At 50.8% G+C, this 21,302-nt stretch carries 21 protein-coding genes; 10 read left to right on the top strand and 11 right to left on the bottom strand.

From position 1 onward, the window contains the following. The first annotated feature begins 83 nt into the window (after positions 1 to 83). From IEX02_RS04625 to IEX02_RS04605, 5 genes are all read left to right on the top strand, one after another. Positions 84 to 998, top strand: coding sequence for a LysR family transcriptional regulator (locus IEX02_RS04625; RefSeq protein WP_188690928.1), 915 nt, complete (start codon positions 84 to 86; stop codon positions 996 to 998). Between the two features lie 89 nt (positions 999 to 1,087). Beyond that, complete coding sequence (locus IEX02_RS04620; RefSeq protein WP_188690925.1) at positions 1,088 to 1,786, top strand: pirin family protein; 699 nt, start codon at positions 1,088 to 1,090, stop codon at positions 1,784 to 1,786. 2 nt (positions 1,787 to 1,788) lie between these two features. Next, entirely contained in the window at positions 1,789 to 2,535 is a 747-nt protein-coding gene (locus IEX02_RS04615) for a sulfite exporter TauE/SafE family protein (protein WP_229702053.1), read from the top strand. A gap of 72 nt (positions 2,536 to 2,607) precedes the next feature. Beyond that, a complete protein-coding gene (locus IEX02_RS04610; protein ID WP_188690923.1) occupies positions 2,608 to 3,489 on the top strand; it encodes a glycerophosphodiester phosphodiesterase family protein in 882 nt (293 codons plus the stop codon). Between the two features lie 122 nt (positions 3,490 to 3,611). Continuing rightward, entirely contained in the window at positions 3,612 to 5,240 is a 1,629-nt protein-coding gene (locus IEX02_RS04605; protein ID WP_188690919.1) for a methyl-accepting chemotaxis protein, read from the top strand. 20 nt (positions 5,241 to 5,260) lie between these two features. Here the strand turns inward: IEX02_RS04605 and IEX02_RS04600 are convergent, their stop codons facing one another. The 3 genes from IEX02_RS04600 to priA form a co-directional block, all read right to left on the bottom strand. Then, entirely contained in the window at positions 5,261 to 6,235 is a 975-nt protein-coding gene (locus tag IEX02_RS04600; RefSeq protein ID WP_188690917.1) for a quinone oxidoreductase family protein, read from the bottom strand. A 22-nt stretch (positions 6,236 to 6,257) separates the two neighbouring features. Further along, entirely contained in the window at positions 6,258 to 6,791 is a 534-nt protein-coding gene (locus IEX02_RS04595; protein WP_188690913.1) for an SPOR domain-containing protein, read from the bottom strand. A gap of 116 nt (positions 6,792 to 6,907) precedes the next feature. Next, positions 6,908 to 9,094, bottom strand: coding sequence for a primosomal protein N' (gene priA / locus IEX02_RS04590; RefSeq protein ID WP_188690910.1), 2,187 nt, complete (start codon positions 9,092 to 9,094; stop codon positions 6,908 to 6,910). Between the two features lie 186 nt (positions 9,095 to 9,280). Here priA and rpmE point away from each other — a divergent pair, with 186 nt between their 5' ends. After that, positions 9,281 to 9,493, top strand: coding sequence for a 50S ribosomal protein L31 (gene rpmE, locus IEX02_RS04585; RefSeq protein ID WP_188690907.1), 213 nt, complete (start codon positions 9,281 to 9,283; stop codon positions 9,491 to 9,493). A 265-nt stretch (positions 9,494 to 9,758) separates the two neighbouring features. Next, the gene (locus tag IEX02_RS04580; RefSeq protein ID WP_188690904.1) at positions 9,759 to 11,003 is read left to right on the top strand and encodes a malic enzyme-like NAD(P)-binding protein; all 1,245 of its coding nucleotides are present in this window, start codon (positions 9,759 to 9,761) and stop codon (positions 11,001 to 11,003) included. A gap of 72 nt (positions 11,004 to 11,075) precedes the next feature. On the opposite strand, the gene IEX02_RS04575 is transcribed toward IEX02_RS04580, so the two are convergent. Beyond that, positions 11,076 to 13,244 (bottom strand): winged helix-turn-helix domain-containing protein, encoded by a 2,169-nt coding sequence (locus tag IEX02_RS04575; protein WP_188690901.1) that lies wholly within the window; start codon positions 13,242 to 13,244, stop codon positions 11,076 to 11,078. 182 nt (positions 13,245 to 13,426) lie between these two features. Between IEX02_RS04575 and IEX02_RS04570 the strand changes: the two genes are divergently transcribed. The 3 genes from IEX02_RS04570 to IEX02_RS04560 all read left to right on the top strand — a co-directional run bounded on the left by IEX02_RS04570 (position 13,427) and on the right by IEX02_RS04560 (position 15,782). Further along, positions 13,427 to 14,269, top strand: coding sequence for an alpha/beta hydrolase (locus IEX02_RS04570; protein ID WP_188690899.1), 843 nt, complete (start codon positions 13,427 to 13,429; stop codon positions 14,267 to 14,269). Between the two features lies 1 nt (position 14,270). Then, positions 14,271 to 15,137 (top strand): TolB-like translocation protein, encoded by an 867-nt coding sequence (locus IEX02_RS04565; protein ID WP_188690896.1) that lies wholly within the window; start codon positions 14,271 to 14,273, stop codon positions 15,135 to 15,137. A gap of 102 nt (positions 15,138 to 15,239) precedes the next feature. Next, on the top strand, positions 15,240 to 15,782 hold the full coding sequence (locus IEX02_RS04560; RefSeq protein ID WP_188690893.1) for a hypothetical protein: 543 nt from the start codon (positions 15,240 to 15,242) through the stop codon (positions 15,780 to 15,782). Positions 15,783 to 15,818: 36 nt separating this feature from the next. On the opposite strand, the gene hemB is transcribed toward IEX02_RS04560, so the two are convergent. The 7 genes from hemB to tatA are packed head-to-tail and all read right to left on the bottom strand — an operon-like array spanning position 15,819 to position 21,295. Beyond that, the gene (gene hemB, locus IEX02_RS04555; RefSeq protein ID WP_188690890.1) at positions 15,819 to 16,811 is read right to left on the bottom strand and encodes a porphobilinogen synthase; all 993 of its coding nucleotides are present in this window, start codon (positions 16,809 to 16,811) and stop codon (positions 15,819 to 15,821) included. Beyond that, positions 16,804 to 18,684, bottom strand: a complete 1,881-nt coding sequence (locus IEX02_RS04550; RefSeq protein ID WP_188690887.1) for a sensor domain-containing diguanylate cyclase — start codon at positions 18,682 to 18,684, stop codon at positions 16,804 to 16,806. The genes hemB and IEX02_RS04550 overlap by 8 nt, the downstream gene beginning before the upstream one ends. Next, the gene (locus IEX02_RS04545; RefSeq protein ID WP_188690884.1) at positions 18,671 to 19,465 is read right to left on the bottom strand and encodes a TatD family hydrolase; all 795 of its coding nucleotides are present in this window, start codon (positions 19,463 to 19,465) and stop codon (positions 18,671 to 18,673) included. The genes IEX02_RS04550 and IEX02_RS04545 overlap by 14 nt, the downstream gene beginning before the upstream one ends. A gap of 2 nt (positions 19,466 to 19,467) precedes the next feature. Next, a complete protein-coding gene (locus tag IEX02_RS04540; RefSeq protein ID WP_188690881.1) occupies positions 19,468 to 20,004 on the bottom strand; it encodes a hypothetical protein in 537 nt (178 codons plus the stop codon). Continuing rightward, positions 20,001 to 20,744: a twin-arginine translocase subunit TatC gene (gene tatC, locus IEX02_RS04535; RefSeq protein WP_188690879.1), complete on the bottom strand. Its 744-nt coding sequence runs from the start codon at positions 20,742 to 20,744 to the stop codon at positions 20,001 to 20,003. Before tatC ends, IEX02_RS04540 begins: the two co-directional genes overlap by 4 nt. Continuing rightward, entirely contained in the window at positions 20,745 to 21,044 is a 300-nt protein-coding gene (gene tatB, locus IEX02_RS04530; RefSeq protein WP_188690876.1) for a Sec-independent protein translocase protein TatB, read from the bottom strand. A gap of 2 nt (positions 21,045 to 21,046) precedes the next feature. After that, entirely contained in the window at positions 21,047 to 21,295 is a 249-nt protein-coding gene (gene tatA, locus IEX02_RS04525; RefSeq protein WP_188690874.1) for a Sec-independent protein translocase subunit TatA, read from the bottom strand. Positions 21,296 to 21,302: the final 7 nt, after the last annotated feature.

The following is a 21,302-nucleotide window of genomic DNA, read 5'->3' as shown; positions in this document are numbered from 1 at the left end:
CCAATTTAGTAAAAATCCCTTAGAATTTATAGTTAAAGCGAATTTTAAGGCGTTATCTGCATGATAGCGCTAAGGGGCTATGAATGCTGAAAACAACATTGGGGCAATGGCGTATGTTTCGTGCGGTGGTGGAGCACGGTGGTTTCAGCCAGGCCGGTGATGCTATCCATAAAAGTCAGTCAACCATTCACCACGCGGTACAGAAGTTGGAAGACTCGTTAGGCATTAAGTTATTGCAGGTGAAGGGACGTAAGGTCGGATTGACCCAGGCTGGTGAATTGATGCTGCGCCGGGCCAACTACTTACTTGATGAGGCGGCAAAGCTCGAAGCCGTGGCAACAGGTTTGGGCGCGGGCACGGAAACCCAGTTGAAAATCGCAGTAGACGAAGTCTTTCCGCAAAATCTGTTATACCGGGTGTTGGATACGGTATCTGCGCAGTTCCCACTGCTGCGTATTGAGCTGATGGAAACTGTGCTCAGCGGTGCACAAGAGCTATTGGAAAAGGCCCGCGTTGATATTGCGCTTTCCCCGGTGCCGCTGGCTAACGGGTTTAACGAAGAATTCTGTCAAATAGAGTTTCTGGCCGTTGCCAGTCCACAGCACGCATTACACCAGCAAACACAGGCCCTGAGTTATGAAGACTTAAAATCCCACCGGCAAATCGTGGTCAGGGATTCCGCCAGCAACTCAGGCAAAGATGTGGGGTGGCTGGGGGCTGATCAGCGTTGGACAGTGAGCCACGTGCGTACCTCTATTGATATGATCAGCCAGGGGTTTGGCTACGCCTGGTTGCCGGTGCCCGCTATTGAACAGGAATTACAATCCGGCTTGCTCAAGCCCTTGCCCTTGACGCAAGGGGTGAAACGTACCGCACAACTTTATTTGTGCTTTGCTGATGGTGATCGTCTGGGGCCAGCGGCACGCACCTTTATTGGTGAAGTACGTTATCAGTCAGAGAGTCTGCTGACCGCAGAGCAACTGAGTGATTCTAATTAATAGAATGTTTCTTTAATTTTTATCTGATTTAAGTTCTTTAAATTCGTTTCTATAGTGAGTCCATGTGAACGTCGAACTGAGGAAATAACATGGATTACATTAGACTGGCTGATAGTCGTGGTCGGGCCAACTTTGGCTGGCTGGATAGCCGCCATACCTTCTCGTTTGGCCATTACTATGATGCCAAACATATGGGCGTTTCTGCGCTGCGGGTCATCAATGATGACCGAGTGCGCGGAGGTGCTGGCTTTGATACCCATGGTCACCGGGATATGGAAATTATCTCCTATGTGCTGGAAGGGGCTTTGCAGCATAAAGACAGTACCGGCAATGAGTTTGTTATTCCGGCCGGTGATGTGCAGCTGATGAGCGCTGGTAGCGGTATTATGCATTCGGAATACAATGCTTCTGCGACCGACACTGTGCATTTTTTGCAAATCTGGATCCAGCCCAATGTGCGGGGAGTGAAGCCCGGTTATCAACAGGCCACCATAGAGCAGAATGCTAAGCTGACGGCGTTAGTGACACCCGATGGTCGTGATGGAACGCTGTCTATACGCCAGGATGTCTGCTTATCACGCCTTGAAATGAAGGCCGGTGAAACTATAGCGCTTCAAGTGGGTGCCCGTAGCGGTTATCTGCATATGCTGAGTGGTCAGGCGAAAAGCGCCGAGCAGCTGTTGCAGGCGGGGGATGGCGTAGGCCTGCTGCACAGTAATACACTGGTTGCACAGGCCAAAACCGATATGCAGGCCCTGTGGTTTGATTTGCCGGGTGAGGCTGGCTGAGCATGCTAATGGAACTGGAGCCGTTCAGTCTTGGCGTGATTGCGCTGGTCGTGGTACTGACCGGGATCTCCAAGTCTGGCTTTGCCGGGGCATTGGGTGTGTTCTCTGTGCCCCTTCTTTTGTTAGTGCTGCCACCTCAGCAAGCCTTGGGGTTGATGTTACCGCTTTTGCTGCTGGCCGATATATTCAGTTTGAAAAGCTATTGGCGACAGTGGGATGCCACCCGGCTGAAAATGTTACTGCCAGGAATGGCAGTGGGCTTGTTGCTGGGCAGTCTGTTGCTTGGACACCTTCCTACCCTAGGGTTGCAAGCTGTTATTGGTGTACTGAGTTGCCTGTTTGCACTGCGTTATCTGCTTGGCCGGCGCTTGCAGGGCGCCTGGCTGGCAACGCGTCCAGCTGCGCTTGTTTTGGCGTCAGCATCGGGGTTAAGCAGCACCCTGCTGCATGCTGGCGGCCCTCCACTAATGATGCATATGTTGTCTCTGGCCTTACCTTCTGCAACCTTAGTGGCGACAACCGCTGTTCTATATGCCGGTATGAATGTCGCAAAATTAATTCCCTTTGTATTTTACGGGGTGCTGGATTGGCACTTGGTTGGTTTGGCCCTGCTGTTCTTTCCCCTCACCTGGTTGGGTAACCGATGGGGAATCTGGTTACGCACGCGTTTGAATCATAAGGTTTTTATGGGGGTGTTACATGGGTTGCTATTGCTAATGGGAATAAAATTAGTGTGGCAGACCTTTTGACTGCCTGACCGGGTTCACGGTTATCCTTTCCGGACGTAAGATGGGTGTTCATTACTTAACCAATTGATTCTGATGTTCAATTTGCTGCAATGGGTATTCGGTGTTGTACTGGTATGGGCGGGACTCTCTATGGCCCCTATGGTTAATCAGATAGCGCCACATCCTTATTATCAGGGCCAGGGGTTTGAAGTGATTGCCCATGGTGCGGGGCAGGGCCTGAAACCCAAGAATACCCTTGAAGCCGCGCTGCATGCCTGGCAATTGGGGGCCGATGTCATTGAGATGGATATTCATGCCAGTTGGGACAAACAATTGGTGGCCCGCCATGACGACACCGTAGACTCAACCACCAATGGCCAGGGACGTATTCAGGATATGACCTGGAGCCAGTTGCAGGCATTGGATGCGGGCTATCATCATCGGCAGGAAGGGCAATTTCCTTATCGTGATCAGCAAGTACAGATCCCTGCGTTAAAAGATGTCTTCAACGCCTTGCCTGATGCCCGCTATATGTTGGAAATCAAACCCGACAATCGCCAGGTCAGTCAATTGCTGTGTCATCTTATTCAAAACTATCAAATGCAGGACAAGGTGCTGGTAACGTCTTTTCATACCAGCGCCTTGCTGGCATTTCGGCGTGGTTGTCCTACTGTGGCGACCGCGATGACCAAAAGCGAGATAACCTGGTATGTGTTGTTGGAGAAGATTGGTCTGTCACATCTGTTCCCTGTGCGTGGACAGGCTGTGCAAGTACCCGAGTATTGGGCCGGAATCCGGGTTGTTTCTCCCTCTCTGGTGAAGGCTTTGCATCAACGGGGTGTCAGGATTCAGGTCTGGACCATCAATGATCCTGACAAGATGGCAAGATTTAAGACCTATCAGGTAGATGGCTTGATCAGTGATTTTCCAGATCGGGTACTGACGCTTATCCAGCGTGAAGTAAAAAATAATTAGTCTTTAGTTGTAGTACTGCGCAAGCTTTATAAAAAGCGGCTATGCTCTTGTTTCTACTAACTTAATAAGAACATGCCGACACCGTCAAACTCCGTCGGCGCGCTCTGCAAGAGGGGCTATGCATGTTGAATCGTTTGAGCATTCGTCAGCGTCTATGGAGTATTTTGGTGGTTGCCATAGTGGGGCAGCTGGCCTTGTGTTTGCTGATATTAAGTGGATTGAACAGCACTATTCTGGAAGAAAAGCGTCTGACCACCCGGTTCTTGGCGGAGTCCATTGAGGGCATGTTGGACAACTACCGTGCCAGGGCGGAAAACGGCGAAATCACTATGGAGGAAGCGCAACGTATGGCCTTAGGAATCTTAAAGGGCATGCGTTACAAGGACGATGACTATTATTTTGTCATTGATCGTGAAGCGACCATGCTGATGCATCCCTTTCGTCCTGACCTGGATGGCACCAGTGTTGATGGCTTCGAAGACAAGGAAGGCAATCGCTTATTTCGCGATATGGTAGAGGGCGTGCGTGACGATGGCACTCACACAGTACAGTACAACTGGCCTAAACCGGGGCAGTCTGAGCCTGTGCCTAAAATTACCTTTGTAAAGCTCTATCAGCCCTGGGGCTGGATAGTTGGTACCGGCATTTACATTGATGATGTTGCGGATACCTTCTGGTCTGCCGCGATTAAAATGCTGGAGATGGCGCTGGTCATCGTCGTGTTGCTGGCAGCGCTGATTTATCTGGTTTCCCGCAGTGTGTTAACTCCTTTGAACAGCGTGGTGGGGGCCATGAAGGACATTGCCCAGGGTAAGGGGGACCTGACCGTTAATCTCACCGTAGAAGGCCAGGATGAGTTATCCAGGCTGTCGGACTATTTCAATCAGTTTGTGGGTAAGATTCGTGACTTGGTGAAGGAAGTGGCAGATTCAGCCACCTCATTGGCCGACTCTGCCCGTCAATTAACCGGGGCTACGGAAGAGATCCGCACTGAGAGTCAGCAGCAGTTAATGGAAACCGACCAGGTGGCTACGGCCATTACCGAAATGAGTGCGGCGGTTTCACAGGTGGCAGGCAATGCAGAACAGGCCAATCATTCCGCCTTGCAGGCCGAGCAGTTGACCAATCAGGGCAATCAGGTGGTTGAGCGCTCCCGGGGCAGTATTCAGCAACTGAGTTTGAACGTGCAGCAAAGTGCTGAAGTGGCAAAAGCCCTGGCGGCGGCGGTTGTTGATATCAGCAAAGCGCTGGGAATTATTAACAATATTGCGGATCAAACCAACTTACTGGCCTTGAATGCCGCCATAGAGGCAGCGCGCGCCGGTGAACAAGGTCGGGGATTCTCTGTGGTGGCGGATGAAGTGCGCACTCTGGCCCAGCAGACTCAGGATTCCACCCGTGAAATTGCGGTGATTATCAATAATCTTCAGCAAGACACCGATAAGATGACCAGCTCGGTGCAACAGAGCCTGGAGCAGGCTAACAGCACGGTTAGTTTGTCTGATGAGGTGAAGGACGCGCTGGATCAGATTAACCACGCCATTGGCTTGATCTCAGAGATGAACTCGCAAATAGCGACCGCCGCTGAAGAACAAAGTGCTGTTGCTCTGGAAGTGGATAAAAACGTCCATAATATCAATGGCCTGGTTCAGCAGACGGCGAGGGGAATTGAAGACTGTGATCAGGCTGCCCAGGCCCTGACAGATCTGAGTCAGGGGTTGTCGAGATTGGTCAGTCAGTTCAGGGTGTAAACGGATTAGCTGCCCCACTGTCAGGGCAGCAATATCGCTGAGCCGGTCAGTTTCCTGGCTTCCAGATCTTTATGTGCTTGAGCTGCGTCTGCTAAGGCGTAGCGCTGGCCGATCAGGGGTTGTAGTTTACCCTGCTGCACCATGGCGAATAATTCCTGGCTCATGCTTTCCAGATCCTGACGTTTGGCTACATAGTCAAATAGTCGGGGACGAGTGATAAACAAAGACCCGCGTCGGGTCAGCTCACTTAATGCAAACTCTGGTACGGCGCCTGAGGCATTGCCAAAAGACACCATCATGCCTAAAGGTGACAAGCAGTCGAGGGAGTCCTGGAAGGTACTTTTGCCCACGCTGTCGTATACCACAGGCACGCCTTCGCCATTGGTCAGCTCTCTGACCCGGTCGACAAAGGATTCCTTATTGTAATTGATTACTTCGGCACAGCCGTTGGCTTTAGCCAGCTCAGATTTATGCGCATCCCCCACCGTACCTATCATACGCACACCAAGGGCATTGGCCCATTGACAGGCAAGCAGCCCCACGCCACCTGCAGCAGCATGAAATAGAATGGTTTGCCCTGTTTGTACTCGGAAGGTGCGGCGCAGCAGATATTGTACCGTCAGGCCCTTGAGCATGATGGCTGCGGCGGTTTCAAAATTGATGTCATCGGGGATTTTCACCAGCGGTGCCGCCGGCATGACTCTGATTTGAGCATAGGCGCCGGTAGGCCCACCAGCATAAGCCACCCTATCGCCTGGTTTGAGAAATTCGACGCCCTCGCCAACTGCTTCAATCTCGCCAGCACCTTCTAACCCTAAGCCGCCGGGTAACGACTGTGGATACAGGCCTGTGCGAAAATACACATCAATGTAATTCAAACCTATGGCGTGCTGGCGCAGACGAACTTCGCCCGGGCCGGGGGCGCCGGGATCCTGGTTCACCAGTTGCATAACATCCGGTCCGCCGGTCTGACTGATTTGAATTTGCTGTGTCATGGGCGCTCCATTGGCAAGGGGATTAATCTAAGTTCCATTGCCAAATCTGGCAGGTGGTAATACCGGTACGGCGAATGGCATGACGGCTTTTCTCCGCCTCACGTTTACGATCAAAAGGACCCAGAAGTACTCTGTACCAGCGGCCTTTTGCCCCATCACTGGGTCTTACCTGAGATTCTAAACCGGCGAAAGCAATTTTAGCCCGCATCTCTTCGGCTTGTTGCTGTTGACGAAATGAGCCGCATTGCACTAACCAGCGAATTCCGTCGTCCTCTTCAACAGGTACCTCAACCTCCACCGTTTGATTCGGCAGCACTTCTATAAACTCCCACTCTTCTTCCGGAGGCTTAGGCAGCGCTTCTTTGGGCTCCTGCTCTTTAATCTGAACTGGGTGGGCAGCCTTCTCCTGTTTGGCACTGCCGTTAATGTTCCATAAAAAATAACCAAAGCCGGCAAATAGCGCTAAGGTGATTACGATTCGTAACCAAGGTAAAGGGGGCTTTGGGGGCGGCGCTTTATTTGCTCTGCCGCGGGAAACGTAGTCTTTATGTGCCATTTGTTAGCGTAAACCCATAAAATGCAGCGGGACAGTGCACTGCTGTTTTAATAAGAATATGGTTGGAAGATCTGCCCCGTTAGGCAGATTCTACCTGTTGTCTGCACACAAGCAAATCAAGTGAAGTCCTGAGGATCCATATCCAGCGACCAGCGAACCTTATTAGCCAAGGGCAATTTTTCGATATGGGCCATTAAACGGTTGAGCTGTTGCTGAATACCTGTTCGTTGGTTGGACTGCAGCAATAATTGCATGCGGTAGCGACCCTGGCGTTTTTCCATTAAGGCCGGGATGGGGCCAATGGCCGCCATATCAGGACCGGTGTTGAGTAGCTGGCGCACCTGCAAGAGAAAATCATGGGCCTGCGCGGCGTGGTTAGATTCGGCGCGGAATAAGGCCTGATAACTAAAAGGCGGTAAGGCTGCGAAGCGCCGTTCTTTCAACGCCAGACGGGCAAAATGTTGATAGCCGTTATTCAGCAAGTCCTGTAGCAAGGGATGGGATGGATGGTGGGTCTGTAACCACAGCTCTCCTTGAATATGTGCTCTGCCGGCACGACCGGCCACCTGAGTAATAAGTTGCGCCAGCTTTTCCGCGGCCCGGTAATCGGCACTGAACAGCGCCCCGTCGACATCCAGGATTACCACCAAAGAGACATTAGGAAAGTGGTGACCTTTGGCCAGAATCTGTGTGCCGATAAGCAACTGATAGTTGCCCTGGTTGATCTCTTCGAGTAGCTGGTGGAGCTTTTGTTTACCCCGCGCCGAGTCACTGTCTATACGTGCTGCGGGATAACCGGGAAACAGGCTGGCTATGCCTTGTTCCAGCTGTTCTGTACCTAATCCCACGGGTTGCATGGACGATGCACCGCATTGCTGACAGCGATGGGGAATGTGCTTGGCATCACCGCAGTGATGACACTGCAGCTTATTCATCCCGCGATGCAGGGTATAGCTGCGGTCACAGCGTCGACATTCTTCAACAAAGCCGCACTGATGGCAGATCAGCGCTGGTGCATAGCCACGCCGGTTAATAAACAGCATCACCTGATTGCCTTGTTGCAGGTGCGCCTGGATACGCTGACGCATGCCCAGTGCCAAGCCATATTCAAGCTGTTGTCCCTTAAGATCCAACAACTGGTGCTGCACCGGCTTGGCCTGACCTGCACGCTTACGTAGCAACAGATGCTGGTATTTATCCGTCAAGGCATTGTTCAAGCTTTCCAGCGAAGGGGTAGCACTGCCCAGCAGTAAGGGAATATTCTCCAATCTGGCCCTGACCACGGCCATATCCCGGGCATGATAACGCCAACCATCCTGCTGCTTGTAAGAGCCGTCGTGTTCTTCATCCACAATCAGCATGCCGGGGTTTTTCATAGGCGTGAATATCGCCGAACGAGTGCCGATGATGATGCCTAGTTCACCACTTCTGGCCTGTCGCCATACCTGCATACGTTCATTATCGGTTAACCCAGAGTGCAAGATTCCCACATCCAGACCAAACCTTAGTTGAAAACGGCGCACGGTTTGCGGGGTCAGACCGATTTCGGGCACCAGAATCAGTACTTGCTTACCTTGTCTGAGCAACGGCTCTATGGCTTGCAAATACACCTCGGTTTTGCCCGAGCCTGTTACCCCCTCCAGCAGAAAACAGCGGAAGCTATGGTTTTGATGGGCAATGGCGCTGATGGCTAAGGATTGTTCCAGGTTTGGTCTGGGATGCTCAGCAAGGTTGATACGCTGTGGCCAGTTTAGGTCTGCTTCGACGGCCAGATGAGTGGTTTCGATTAGCCCCTTTTCTTCCAGGCTACGAAAAATAGCCGCCGAATATTGCTCCGACAAAAACTGATGCAGCTGCGGCCCGGATTGCAATGCCATTAATAAGGCTTGCTGTTTGGCGGCGCGTTTTAAATCCTGCGGATCATATTGCTGCCCACTGTCGGTTAGCTGCCAGGCTTTTTGCGGGGCCCCCTGTGCTAAGCCTTTGCGCAGGTTGACTGGCAAAGCAGTAGACAGAATGTCACCGATAGGGTGCTGATAATATTGGCTGGCCCAGTTCAGCCAGTCCAAAAAGCGCGGACTGACAACAGGTTCGTCGTCTAATAACTGTTCTACCGCCCGCAGCTTGTCGGCAGGCATGTTGCTATGCGACTTACAGCGGATCACAATGCCGACCATCTGTCGGCGTCCAAACGGCACTAATACCCTGGCGCCGGTTTGGGGCTGTAAACCCTCGGGTAACTGGTAATCAAAGTGGCCTCGCATGGGGACGGGCAGGGCTATTTCGGCAAATCCTAGGGTCATATCCGTTTCGGTATTAGGGCGGTTAATATGGTGACAAAATGAACAAAAGCTTGAACCGTCAGAGGGGATACATTAATATGCGCGCCTCCCGGCGGCAAGCCGCCATTTTTGTAAATAACGTATGGTTCCGATCAAGAACAGATATCTTGGATCGGGTGGCGATACGGCCTGTGATGAGGTAATCCCATGAAACAAGGTATCCATCCTGAGTATCAGGAAATTACTGCAAGCTGCTCTTGCGGAAACAAAATTGCAATTCGTTCTACTCTGAAAAAAGACATCAACCTGGACGTATGTTCAGAGTGTCACCCTTTCTACACTGGTAAACAGCGTAACGTTGATACTGGTGGCCGTGTAGATCGCTTCAACAAGCGTTTCGGCGTATTGGGCAAGAAGTAAGTCCAGCAGATTGCAAGAGAAGGCGCCAGATGGCGCCTTTTTTGTTGCCCATTATCCTGTCTCTCTAATAACACAGACGAAAGTCGCGTTGCATATAAAAGATAGACATGCCCTAGATAGATTTGGTTATGCCGAATCGCGCTCTGATCTGATATGTTGTATACCGGTGTTGTGATAGATTCCACACCCGTTCCTGCCAGCGTTCAGGGATTGATAATAATAATATTCCTTACTTGTACCCATACAGATTCACTCAGAGGCAACTATGTCTGACTTTCGTCAAAGAGCACTGGATTATCATGCCAGCCCCGTCCCCGGAAAAATCAGTATTGAACTGACTAAGCCCGCCGAAAGTGTCGGCGATCTGGCCCTAGCTTACAGCCCAGGTGTGGCTGAACCGGTCAAGGAAATTGCAGCAGACCCGGACAATGCATACAAGTACACAGCTAAAGGTAACCTGGTAGCGGTTATTTCTAACGGTACCGCTATTTTGGGCTTGGGGAATTTAGGTCCCCTGGCTTCAAAGCCCGTAATGGAAGGTAAGGCCTTATTGTTTAAACGTTTTGCTGGCCTGGATGCGATCGATATTGAAGTGAAGCATCGTACCACCGATGAATTTATCAATACTGTCGCCAATATTGCCGATACCTTCGGTGGTATTAACCTGGAAGATATCAAGGCACCTGAGTGTTTTGAGATTGAACAGGAATTGATTAAGCGTTGTCGCGTACCTGTATTCCATGATGATCAACACGGTACTGCTATTGTAACGGCCGCAGGCATGCTTAATGCGCTGGAAGTGCAAGGTAAGCATATCCATGATGTGACTATCATTTGCATGGGAGCCGGTGCAGCCGCAGTGGCCTGTATGGAGTTACTGATTAAGTGCGGCGCCCAGCGTGAGCGCATCTACATGCTGGACAGAAAAGGCGTAATTCATACTCGTCGTGATGACCTGACTCCGCATAAGCAATTGTTTGCCAATAATACCGATAAACGCACCCTGGAAGATGTGATGCAGGATGCTGATGTATTCGTTGGTGTATCCGGTCCAGACGTACTGCCGCCAGAGGCGTTAAAACTGATGGCGCCCAATCCGGTGGTGTTCGCTTGTTCAAACCCTGATCCTGAAATTAAGCCTGAATTGGCTCATGGCGCTCGTGATGATCTGATTATGGCTACTGGCCGTTCTGATTACCCGAATCAGGTGAACAACGTGCTGTGCTTCCCCTTTATCTTCCGTGGGGCATTGGATGTGCGCGCTTCCACCATTAATGATGAGATGAAAGTGGCGGCGGTGGAAGCCATTCGCAGTATTGCCCGTGAGCCTGTTCCGGAATCTGTGCTGAAAGCCGCGGATGTGAAAGAACTGAAATTTGGCCGTCAGTATATTATTCCCAAACCCATGGATCCGCGTTTGTGCCAGCGTGTGGCCAAAGCGGTTGCTCAGGCGGCTATTGATACCGGTGTATCGCCTTTTGAGGCCTTGCCTGAAGGCTATATGGAATAAGTCCAGACACAGAACTGAAAAACGCCGCAATTGCGGCGTTTTTTATGTGGCACTTAAGGTTATGGCTGTGTATCAATCGCTAAATGTCAGCTCCAGAATCTCATGCCGTTCTCCAACTAGTAGGGTTGCCAGTATCTCATTGTCTTGAATATCTGTTAGTAACTCGATATCCGGGGAAACATTGCCCAGCACTTTAAAGGCACCGGATTGCAGATGATAGGACCATAGCTGGTTGTTTTTGTTGATGCCATAAAGCTGCTCGTCGGTCATTACGAAGCCTTTGCTTGAGCCCTGATCATTCAGGGCATTAATCCGTTTGTCTTCAATGCTGCCGCGTTGCCAAAACTGGCGCAGATGATCCATAAAAACCAGTGTGCCATTTGGGCTTTGGGCAGCCCAAAATACCTGTTTATTGTTAAGTTGCTGGAACGCCATGCTATGCATATCAATGCTGACTAAGCGACTGATATCGTTAAGCAAAACTCTGGCAATGAGCTGTTGGGTATCTTGGTTCCAGTTATATAACCCCAATACGGGGTGAGGAAAATCAAGCTGGCGCTGCTGTTTATCCATCGATAAGAGGTAGAGACTCATATCCGCCTGCACTAACAGCTGCTGACCGTCTTTGCCCCACAGCAAGTTGCTGAGCATAGTACCTTTGGCAAAATTGCTTATCAGCGCGGCGTCGTGATTTTCCAGCAACCAGACTTGCTCGCTGCCGGTGCGTTTTGACACAAACGCAATACCCTGACCATTGGGCCGAAACTTAGCCTTATCTTCAAGGTTGATTGAACGCTCAAACACCCTGGCGTCTAGGTCCTGTGTTTGCTCATCAATTTGGGCTTGGTCTGGAATCGCCAGCCTGGCGACATCACTGTCATAACGGCCGGACACAACCAGCAGGCGATTGCCGTCAGGATGAAATGCCGGGCTGCCAATATTGGCGTCCAGCGCTAAATTCAGCTCCTGGATCTGGCCTTGTTCAGACAAGGTAGAAAGTTGTCCCCTATAGGTGAGAAGCAGCCCCTCGCTGTCTGGCATAAACTCGGGAAGTAGCTTGTTGTAACGTGGTGCCCCAGGTGGAAAGACGATGTCGTGGCTGGATTTCACTGTGCCATCGGCAAGCAGCAGGTCGAGCCGTTGTCCACCGCTACTTTTTACTGAGGTGACAGCAAACAATTGGCGTTTGGCTGACCAGGCCAGGCCAAGCATAATGCTATCCTTGCTTTCAAACAGCGTGGTACTGCTGTGATCGGCCAGGGAGTAACGTACCAGCCGCCAGTTGCGATCCTCGCGTTGCATCAGGGCAATATGCTGCTCGTCTATCCAGAGCGGATTTCTAATCGCCGAATGCTGGCAATCCAGTAATTCTTTGGCCTGCTGAGGCTCTCTTAGCGCCGCCTGAAAATCCAGGCTCATCAGCTTAAAGCAGCTGGGCTGGTTAACCGGGTCAATGCAATCCTGTTCTTGTACAAATAGCAGGTTTTTACCGTCGGCAGACAGGTTATAACCCGAGTAAGTGCCGCGCTGCGCGGTAAGCTGCACTTCCTGCATGGTGTCGGCATTTTTCGCCCAGATATGATTAGTGCAAACCTTCTCATAATAACGGTGAAAGAGAATATATTGGCCGTCCGGGGAATATCTGGCGCCGTATTCCTTATCGTCGGTGGCGGTCAGATAGCGCAGGTCTTCAAGCTGAAATTCAGCCTGCTGTTGTACAAAGGGCAATACGCCAACGGCAAGGAGCAATAATGCAGCCAGCGCAGAAAACCACCACCACTTGTTATGCTTTGGCCTTGCCTTAGGTTTTGACGGCGTTATCTCGGGCTGGGGGATAGCTTGGGTGGTAGCTTCTAGGGGCGAAACCGGGATTGCTTCAGATAGCTGCCCCTGGCAATCAGCAACAGCTTCAATATTCTCCTCGGCTGACCAGCGTACCTCGGCTTCCAGGCTGTAACCTTGTTTGGCATGGGTTTTTATCAGCGCTGACGCATGGCTGGTTTCACCAAAGGCTTTCCTTAACTGGGCGATACTGCGCTGTAAGGTATTGGGGGTGACGACAGTATTGGCCCACACCTGGTTCAGTAGTTCGTCGTGACTCACCACCCGGCCACTGTTCTGTGCCAGGTAAGTGAGTACCTGTAATGCTTTGGGCGGTAAGGTTTGAATATTTTGGTTGTGGCTGATCTGGTTTCTGGACAAATCCACCAGAAACTTGCCTACCCAATACGCTTTGGTCATTGCCGAAATTGCCTGAAAAACATGAATAGAAACAAATGCATGTGCCATCCTACCATAGCAAGTGTGTTTAGGTAGTACTGAGGGCTGACGTCAGCAAAAAGTCAGCAAGATTTCATCGACCTGTCAGGTCATTTTGTGCGCCGCGTTTTAGTCTGCCTACTCCATTGTTACAGGCAAAAAATATGAAAACGACCTACTTGCGGATACTTTCCTGCTTACTACTGATTTTGGTTGGTTCAACCGCCTATGCCAAACCTCTGGAGTTACCTCAGATTCAGGTGATACCCATTACAGCCAGCGCCACAGAGCGTCAGTATGAGCTGCTGATAAAACTTCCCGAAAACTATGCGGAAAATCCCGACAAGGCTTATCCGGTTATCTACTTCACTGATGCCTTATGGCATGTGGAACTGCTATCGGCCTTAACTTTCTTTCAGATGGAAGACAGCATTTTGGTGGGTATTTCCTGGCAAAAAGACCTGGATGCAAAGTTAATCGAAGAGGAAGGCGCGCATGCCAGTCGCTTCCGGGACTATTCCTTTGCCCCGTCCAGTAACCCACAGAGCCAGGCTAAGTATCAGTTTGGCCAGGCATCTCAGTATCTGGACTTTATCCGTAACGACGTGATTCCCTATGTGGAAAAACACTACCGAACCGAACCTGCCAATCGCAGCTATTTTGGCTATTCACTGGGCGGCTTATTTGGCACCTATGTGTTGCTGTCGCAGCCCGATACCTTTAAGAACTATATGCTTGGTAGCCCTTCTGTGCGGCGAATGGCACAAATCCAAGCCCTGCCCGCTACTCCAACCTCCTTTAACGCCAATGTATTTGTTAGCTATGGCAGCGAAGAGCAACAACTCGGTCAGCATGTGGACAGCCTGATCCAGCTTCTGCACAGCAAAAACGACAAGAGCTTGTCACTCACCCACAAAGTGCCGGATGGCAGCCATCAGACCGCCTCGCCGATGACGGCCGTGCTGGCCATTAGCTGGCTGGCCAAACTGCAACAGAAAGGTGAATAGTATGTACCGTCTTAGTATTCTTTTGCTGCTTTTTTCTGGCTTGGCCATGATCTGTCCGGCCTATAGCCAGGAAGAATTCCCAGTTCTTGAGGGCCCTTATATGGGCCAGACGCCGCCGGGTATGGTGGCAGAACCTTTTGCGCCCGGCATTATCTCCAGACAAGGTTGGGAGTTGGAAGGGGTCTTTGCCCCTGGTATGCAGGAGTTTTACTTCACCATCAGAGGGGGCAAACGTACCCGTCCAAGCGTGATTGGGTTTCGCCAGCAACAGCATGTTTGGCGCAAATTTGTCGAATTTACCCGGGACGGCGAAGTATCCTTCTCACCCGACGGTAAGGTTATGCATATGGCTGAAGGCTATAAGGCGCGTATTGATGGCGGGTGGTCAGAGCGCAGAAGTTTAGGCCCCATGTTCGAGCGTGAGGAATGGGGCATTATGCGTTTGTCGTCGTCAGCCAAGGGCACTTATGTGTTCGATGACTATAAAAATGAAGTGATCCGTATCTCCGCCATTCAAAACGGCCAACGACAGGAACCTATCCCAATGGGGCCACAAATCAACAGCGGTAAGTGGACTGCGCACCCTTTTATCGCCGCCGATGAAAGTTATCTTATCTGGGACAGCGAGCGTGAGGGCGGATACGGTGACTCCGACTTGTATATCAGTTTCCGCGAACAAGATGGTAGCTGGGGCCGGGCTATTAATATGGGCGACAAGGTTAATTCCGATAAGTGGGACGCCTACGCCAGCGTGACGCCGGATGGTAAATATATACTGTTTAATCGCGGTATGGATGACGAAAATGCAAATGTGGATATTTACTGGGTCAGTGCGCAAATTATTGAGGAACTTAGGGCAAGCCAATAGGTGGTTGGCTTAAATATATAAGCTTGTACCAGTCTGGTGTGAAGAGGCAGTATAGGATGTTCGGCATGGCTTGAAATTGCGTCGGCCCTTGGAATGGGAGGTATGGAAGTTTTGCGTATAGTGGCTCTTGTCATGACGTTGGCACTGACTGGCTGTGGTTTTCGCTACCTACCAGGGCCCGAACTTCCTGGCCCGGTGCTAGCTGAGCAGGCAATAAAAGCCGAGCATTGGCTTGCCTTATCGCCTGAGGTTGGTTATCAGCTAAATCTTGAACTGGGTTATGAAGATCCAAGCAGCGAGGCGTCCCGTTTTGTGCCCTGGCAGGTGTTTAGCCTGCATAGATTGCACCCGCTAAGGGGGGCAGTGCAAAAATCAGCGCAGAATTTGTCAGACTATCAACGGGACTCTCGCTTCAGTTTGCGCGGGCGATGGCAAATTGATGAGCAAAGTTGCCAGCTCGACTTGTTTACGGCGGATAACGAGAGAGTGTTAACTTTTGTCAGGCAAGCTACTGCTGAATATGGGAAGGATGATGCTGGCCAAATGGTGTTTGTGGTACAGCAAACCAGCTTGCCGGAACTTGAAGGGCTGGTGTTTCGTGGCCCGATAGACAGCATTATCTGCAAAACAAAAAGGGCTGATTAGCTCAGCCCTTTTAGTGTTTAGAACGATCGCTCTACTTTATCGTTGCAGCATCTGCGCTGCCTGCTTGGCAAAGTAGGTAAGCACACCATCGGCACCGGCTCGTTTAAAGGCTAGCAGTGATTCCATAATGACGGCTTCTTCATTCAACCAGCCATTGGCAAAGGCGGCTTTGTGCATGGCATATTCGCCGCTGACCTGATAGGCAAAGGTGGGTACGGCGAATTCCTGTTTGCAGCGCTGCACAATGTCCAGGTAAGGCATGCCGGGTTTTACCATAACCATATCGGCGCCTTCGGCAAGGTCCTGGGCTATCTCACGCAGGGCTTCATCGCTGTTGGCGGGGTCCATCTGGTAACTCTTTTTGTTGCCGCCTTTAATGTTACCGGCAGAGCCGACCGCATCACGGAATGGGCCATAGTAGTTGGACGCATACTTGGCGGAATAGGCCATAATGCAGGTGTTAATGTGACCCTGGCGTTCTAATTCGCTGCGAATAAGACCGATGCGTCCGTCCATCATATCTGAGGGGGCCACAATATCGGCACCTGCCTCGGCATGGGACAAGGCTTGTTTCACCAGTATTTCACAGGTTTCGTCATTCACTATGTAGCCGTTTTCATCCATCAGGCCATCCTGACCATGAGAAGTGAACGGATCGAGCGCAACATCAGAAATAACCCCAAGCTCTGGCACAAACTCTTTTAATGCGCGAATGGCCTTTTGTGCTAGTCCGTCAGGGTTAAAGGCCTCGCTGGCACATTCAGACTTCAGCTCGGCTGGGGTAACGGGAAACAGGGCTATGGCAGGGATGCCTAGCTTGACCAGCTCTTCTGCTTCTTTAAGTAATAGATCGATAGACAGTCTTGCTACGCCGGGCATAGAGGCGATGTCTTCGCTGCGGTTTTTACCTTCCACAACAAACATGGGGTAAATCAGATCCTGTACAGCCAGGCGGGATTCGGCGATCAGTTGGCGGGTAAAGTCGTTCTTACGAATACGACGGGGACGGACCAACGGGAAATCAGACATGGGAAGACTCCTGGGTATGGTGGCAAATTTGGTTTCTGCCTGCTTGTTTAGCTTTATACAAAGCCTGGTCGGCCAGGCTCAGTAATTGCATTTCGTCGGCATCCTGTGCAACTACGCTGCTGGCGATGCCGCCGCTAATGGTCAATTGAATTGGACCTGCGGGGGTTTGAATAGGGGTTGCAGCAACAGCCTGCCGAATCTGTTCAAGTAACAACACGGCCCCCTCAATATCGGTGTTGGGCAGCAGCAGGGCAAACTCTTCTCCACCGTAACGGCAGACATCATCGGCAGGACGTCGTAGATGGTCCTGGATAAGCCTGGCCACCGCTCTGATGCATTCATCGCCGATCAAGTGACCATATTTATCATTTACGCTTTTAAAATGGTCTATATCCAGCATCGCTACGCTCAAAGCGGTTTGCTCCCGGCGGCTACGTCTTAGCTCGGCAATGTATTTTTTGTCAAAATAGCGTCTGTTACGTATACCTGTCAGGGCATCCTGGGTATTACGCTCTTCAAGCTCCTCGTTTTTCTCCGACAATTCCCGCAGGGCAATTTCCAGCTCCAGTGTGCGCTCCTGAACGTTATATTCCAGTTCCTCCTGGGCTTTTTTCTGATGTTCTCTGGAGCGTATCTCCTGCTCCAGAGCTCTGCCTTGGGCAATAAAGGTGGCTTCTCGCTGTTCGTTGTAGGTAATAGCCAAAACCAGTGCCAGTAAAATACTTTCTATCAAGGCACCTATCATCAGCAAGTAATGGGAGCTGATGCTCAGGTCGATAAAATCCAAGTTTTCCAGGCTCGCAATCAGGCCGCTCAAAAGCAAGGTAAACCATGCCAGCGCATAGAGCTTGGCGATGGCAATACCTTTACTGGAAAGCCATAAGGCCAGACTACAGATAAACACCACAGAGCCCATCAGAACCACTAAGAAGATCTTAATCATCAGCCAGTAGGGCAGCATCAGACTTAAAACAAAACCGGTCAGATACAAGCCGCCGCAAAGCAGCAGCCCTTTGTCCATCAAGGGGCTATAGGACTTTACTTGCAGCAGTTCACGGGTGAAAAACACCGCAAATAGCATGGTGGCATTGGCGAATAGCACCACACTGTGCCCTTGCAACCAGATGTTGTTGGGCCAGAAATACTTATAGCCGATGCCGTGCAGTGTCAGTAGTGTCAAACTAAGGAATAGAACATAGCCGCAATACACCAGAAAGTTGGCGTAACGGGTGGTGACGAAAAAGAAGAAATTGCTTAAGGCCATCGCCGCCAATAGGCCGAAAAACGCCCCCATCAACAGGCTATGCTCACCGGCATGTACCAGATATTGATCCGTATTCCACAAATTTAACGGCAGCTTAAGAGCTCCGGTGGTTTTGGACCGGATAATCAGGGTTAAAGGTGAAGTACTGTAGGGCACCGGAAAGAGAAACTTTTCTGCACTAACATTCCGGCTGCGAAATGGCAAAATATCACCGGTGACGTAATCGCTCAGGAGTTTGTCGCCATCGAAAAACCACACTTCCAATTCATCCAACAGCGCATAGTCAACTTCCAGGAGCCATTGGTCACGCGAGTCTAACTTGGGTAACTGCACTTTTAGCCATAAGGTCGCATCGCGCATGCCAAAGGAGAGTTGGTTGCTTTGTTCGGTTTGCCAGGCCAGAGTGCTGTCCTGGTGTATGGTTGCAATTTCCAGGCTATGCTGTGAGTCCAAAAGATATTCTGTTCCCCTGCCGATACTTTGACTGGGCTGAGTTGTGGCAACCACTTCCAGCACTTTGAGTGCGGTGATAAAGGTCACCAGCAGTCCGATAAGGCCATATAGCCATAGCCAGCGTCGGCGCAGTTGAATGCCGCTAAGGGTTGCCATGCGTTTGCTCCAGCCCGAATAGCGCAAGGCTGTTGGCCAGACTGTGCTTGGCCAGGGCTGCCAGCGGCAGTTCCATCAGCGTTGCCAACTGTTCGGCCACAATAGGTAAATGGCAAGGCTCGCAGCGTTCAATTCTGGGACGAACATGGCGAGGCGCCAGGTAGGGAGCGTCTGTTTCCAATAGCACGCGCTCAGGGGGTAACACCGATACCGCCTCTCGCAAGGGCTGAGCCCGTCGCTCGTCACACAGCCAGCCGGTAATGCCGATATGTAAGTCCAGCTCCAGATAAGCTTCCATTTGCAGTCTATTCCCGGTAAAGCAGTGAGCTACGCCCCCCGGGAGTTGTGCACGGTATTGCTTTAGCAGCTGTATCTGTTCGGGAAATGCATCTCGCTCATGCAAAAACACGGGCTTTTGCAATTCAACGGCCAATTCTAGCTGTTGTTCAAATACCCTTAATTGGTCTTCTTTGGGGGAGAAATTTCGATTGAAGTCCAGGCCACATTCACCAAGGGCACGAACCCTGTCATGGCTGGCAAGCTGGCGCAGTTCCTCCAGGTAGCCTGGTTCAACTGCACCCGCATAATGCGGGTGTACTCCGGCAGTACTGTATTGCTGGTATTGCTTGGCAAGTTGCAACGCCGCCCGGCTGTCCTCTACATCGGTACCGGTTATCAGCAGTAGGTCAACCTGGTTTGTTTTGGCGCGTTCCACCACCAGATCCAGGTCTTCACTAAACCTGCTGTTGGTGAGATTGACGCCAATATCAAACCAGGCCATGTTTATTTAATGCGCTTGACCCTGATCTTGCGGTTCATACCTTCTGCACCTAGGAAAAATGATCCGAGCACACCGCGCTCGATATAAAGCTGGGCATCGGGTAAGCGGTAGCTTCCTGAGTCTGACTGCTTCCAAATCTGGCCATTAGTCATGGTCAATACCCACTTGCCATGGGGGTCCTTGTCCTTGTTTTGTATCGAAACCAGAATCTTATCGGTTTCATTTTCAGGGCGCTTTCTCTCATCTAAACCGAAGTTCTGCTCGGCATCCACTACCGGCGCGGCATGCTGTTCGGCCTTTACTAATGCCGGTGCTGTTGCCTTGCGGTTGACCTGGGGCGTGGTTGACGCTGGCGCAAATGCAGTATCCCCATCTTTATACTGATTGGTTTCTTTGGCTACTTTGTCATAGCAGACCAGTCTTTTCAGGCTGTCTTTTTCCTGAGCGCAAGATTGGATGGCCGATGCCAGGGTTTGTGCTTGTCCGCTCATCACAGTCAAACAAAGTGGCAGCGCAATGATTAGTTTTGTTATTTTCATGGCGAATCCTGATGTTCCGTTTCTTGGTCGGGTCGATAATACAGCGAACCTGCCAGCAGGCCGACTTCAAACAGCAGCCACATGGGCACAGCCAGCAAGGTCTGCGAAATGATATCGGGTGGGGTAAGCAGCATACCAACGATAAACACGCCAACAATCACATAAGGGCGCTTTTGTCGCAAGGCGGCCGGTGTCGTCATTCCTGTCCAGCACATCAAAATAATAGCGACGGGGATCTGAAATGACATGCCAAAGGCAAAAAACAACTTAAGAACAAAGTCTAAATAACTGTTGATGTCAGTACTGATGGTTACCCCTTCGGGGGCCACGCTGGTAAAAAACGCGAAGGCCAGCGGGAACACAACGTAATAAGCAAAGGCAATACCACCGTAAAACAACAAAGTGCTGCATACCAGTAAGGGAGCAATCAGACGTTTTTCATTGCGATATAGCCCAGGAGCGATAAATCCCCAAGCCTGATAAAGCACCACGGGGATGGCAATAAAAAACGACAGCACCATGGTCAGCTTAAAGGGCGCGAAGAACGGGGATGCGACATCGGTTGCAATCATTTGCGCACCGGTTGGCATGACCTTCAGCAGTGGCGTGGCCAATAGGTGGTAAAGATCCTGAGCAAAATACGCCAGGCAGATAAATACCAAAAGTACCGCCAGCAGGGCCTTTAACAGCCGACCGCGTAGCTCCACTAAATGGCTGAATAGGGTTTGCGAGTCAGACATCTATTCTTTTTTATAAGGTTTTTGTACCGAATCGGCTGCTTCACGCAATGTATCTACCGATTCCTGTAGTTCGGGCGAAAGATCTTTAAGACTCTTTTGCTCGGCTTTTTTCAGGTTGTCATGCAGCTCCTGCATTTTGAGCTGCTGTTCTACTTCCTGCTTGAAATTGCTGGCCATGGAACGAACGCCAGATATGGTGCGACTGGCAGAACGAATAGCACCAGGCAAACGTTCAGGGCCCAACACCAACAGGGCGACTACGCCAATAACCAATAATTCCCAAAAGCCGATATCGAACATGATTATTTTTGCTGTTGTTTGTCAGCTTGAGGTGCAGACTGGCTTTCTGCCTTGTTTTCCATCTTTTGTTGAGGAAAATCGGCGTCTTGCTCAGCTGATTGCTCATCAGCTTTTTCGTCGGTTACTGCTTTCTTAAACCCTTTGACCGCTGAACCCAGATCGCTGCCCAGGGTACGCAATTTCTTGGTGCCGAATAGCAATACGATGATTGCGAAGACAATCAATAACTGCCAAATACTAATGCCACCCATGCTTTAC

The sequence above is a fragment of the Bowmanella pacifica genome (genome assembly GCF_014645355.1).
GTDB lineage: Bacteria > Pseudomonadota > Gammaproteobacteria > Enterobacterales > Alteromonadaceae > Bowmanella > Bowmanella pacifica.
The sequence above is the reverse complement of the archived record's forward strand: the minus strand, read 5'-3'. Positions and strand labels throughout refer to the sequence as shown.

Bases quoted from the DNA above. Each gene is read 5' to 3' on its own strand.
- IEX02_RS04625 (WP_188690928.1), top strand. From the start codon at position 84: ATGCTGAAAACAACATTGGGGCAATGGCGTATGTTTCGTGCGGTGGTG.
- IEX02_RS04620 (WP_188690925.1), top strand. From the start codon at position 1,088: ATGGATTACATTAGACTGGCTGATAGTCGTGGTCGGGCCAACTTTGGC.
- IEX02_RS04615 (WP_229702053.1), top strand. From the start codon at position 1,789: ATGCTAATGGAACTGGAGCCGTTCAGTCTTGGCGTGATTGCGCTGGTC.
- IEX02_RS04610 (WP_188690923.1), top strand. From the start codon at position 2,608: ATGTTCAATTTGCTGCAATGGGTATTCGGTGTTGTACTGGTATGGGCG.
- IEX02_RS04605 (WP_188690919.1), top strand. From the start codon at position 3,612: ATGTTGAATCGTTTGAGCATTCGTCAGCGTCTATGGAGTATTTTGGTG.
- IEX02_RS04600 (WP_188690917.1), bottom strand. From the start codon at position 6,235: ATGACACAGCAAATTCAAATCAGTCAGACCGGCGGACCGGATGTTATG.
- IEX02_RS04595 (WP_188690913.1), bottom strand. From the start codon at position 6,791: ATGGCACATAAAGACTACGTTTCCCGCGGCAGAGCAAATAAAGCGCCG.
- priA (WP_188690910.1), bottom strand. From the start codon at position 9,094: ATGACCCTAGGATTTGCCGAAATAGCCCTGCCCGTCCCCATGCGAGGC.
- rpmE (WP_188690907.1), top strand. From the start codon at position 9,281: ATGAAACAAGGTATCCATCCTGAGTATCAGGAAATTACTGCAAGCTGC.
- IEX02_RS04580 (WP_188690904.1), top strand. From the start codon at position 9,759: ATGTCTGACTTTCGTCAAAGAGCACTGGATTATCATGCCAGCCCCGTC.
- IEX02_RS04575 (WP_188690901.1), bottom strand. From the start codon at position 13,244: ATGACCAAAGCGTATTGGGTAGGCAAGTTTCTGGTGGATTTGTCCAGA.
- IEX02_RS04570 (WP_188690899.1), top strand. From the start codon at position 13,427: ATGAAAACGACCTACTTGCGGATACTTTCCTGCTTACTACTGATTTTG.
- IEX02_RS04565 (WP_188690896.1), top strand. From the start codon at position 14,271: ATGTACCGTCTTAGTATTCTTTTGCTGCTTTTTTCTGGCTTGGCCATG.
- IEX02_RS04560 (WP_188690893.1), top strand. From the start codon at position 15,240: ATGGAAGTTTTGCGTATAGTGGCTCTTGTCATGACGTTGGCACTGACT.
- hemB (WP_188690890.1), bottom strand. From the start codon at position 16,811: ATGTCTGATTTCCCGTTGGTCCGTCCCCGTCGTATTCGTAAGAACGAC.
- IEX02_RS04550 (WP_188690887.1), bottom strand. From the start codon at position 18,684: ATGGCAACCCTTAGCGGCATTCAACTGCGCCGACGCTGGCTATGGCTA.
- IEX02_RS04545 (WP_188690884.1), bottom strand. From the start codon at position 19,465: ATGGCCTGGTTTGATATTGGCGTCAATCTCACCAACAGCAGGTTTAGT.
- IEX02_RS04540 (WP_188690881.1), bottom strand. From the start codon at position 20,004: ATGAAAATAACAAAACTAATCATTGCGCTGCCACTTTGTTTGACTGTG.
- tatC (WP_188690879.1), bottom strand. From the start codon at position 20,744: ATGTCTGACTCGCAAACCCTATTCAGCCATTTAGTGGAGCTACGCGGT.
- tatB (WP_188690876.1), bottom strand. From the start codon at position 21,044: ATGTTCGATATCGGCTTTTGGGAATTATTGGTTATTGGCGTAGTCGCC.
- tatA (WP_188690874.1), bottom strand. From the start codon at position 21,295: ATGGGTGGCATTAGTATTTGGCAGTTATTGATTGTCTTCGCAATCATC.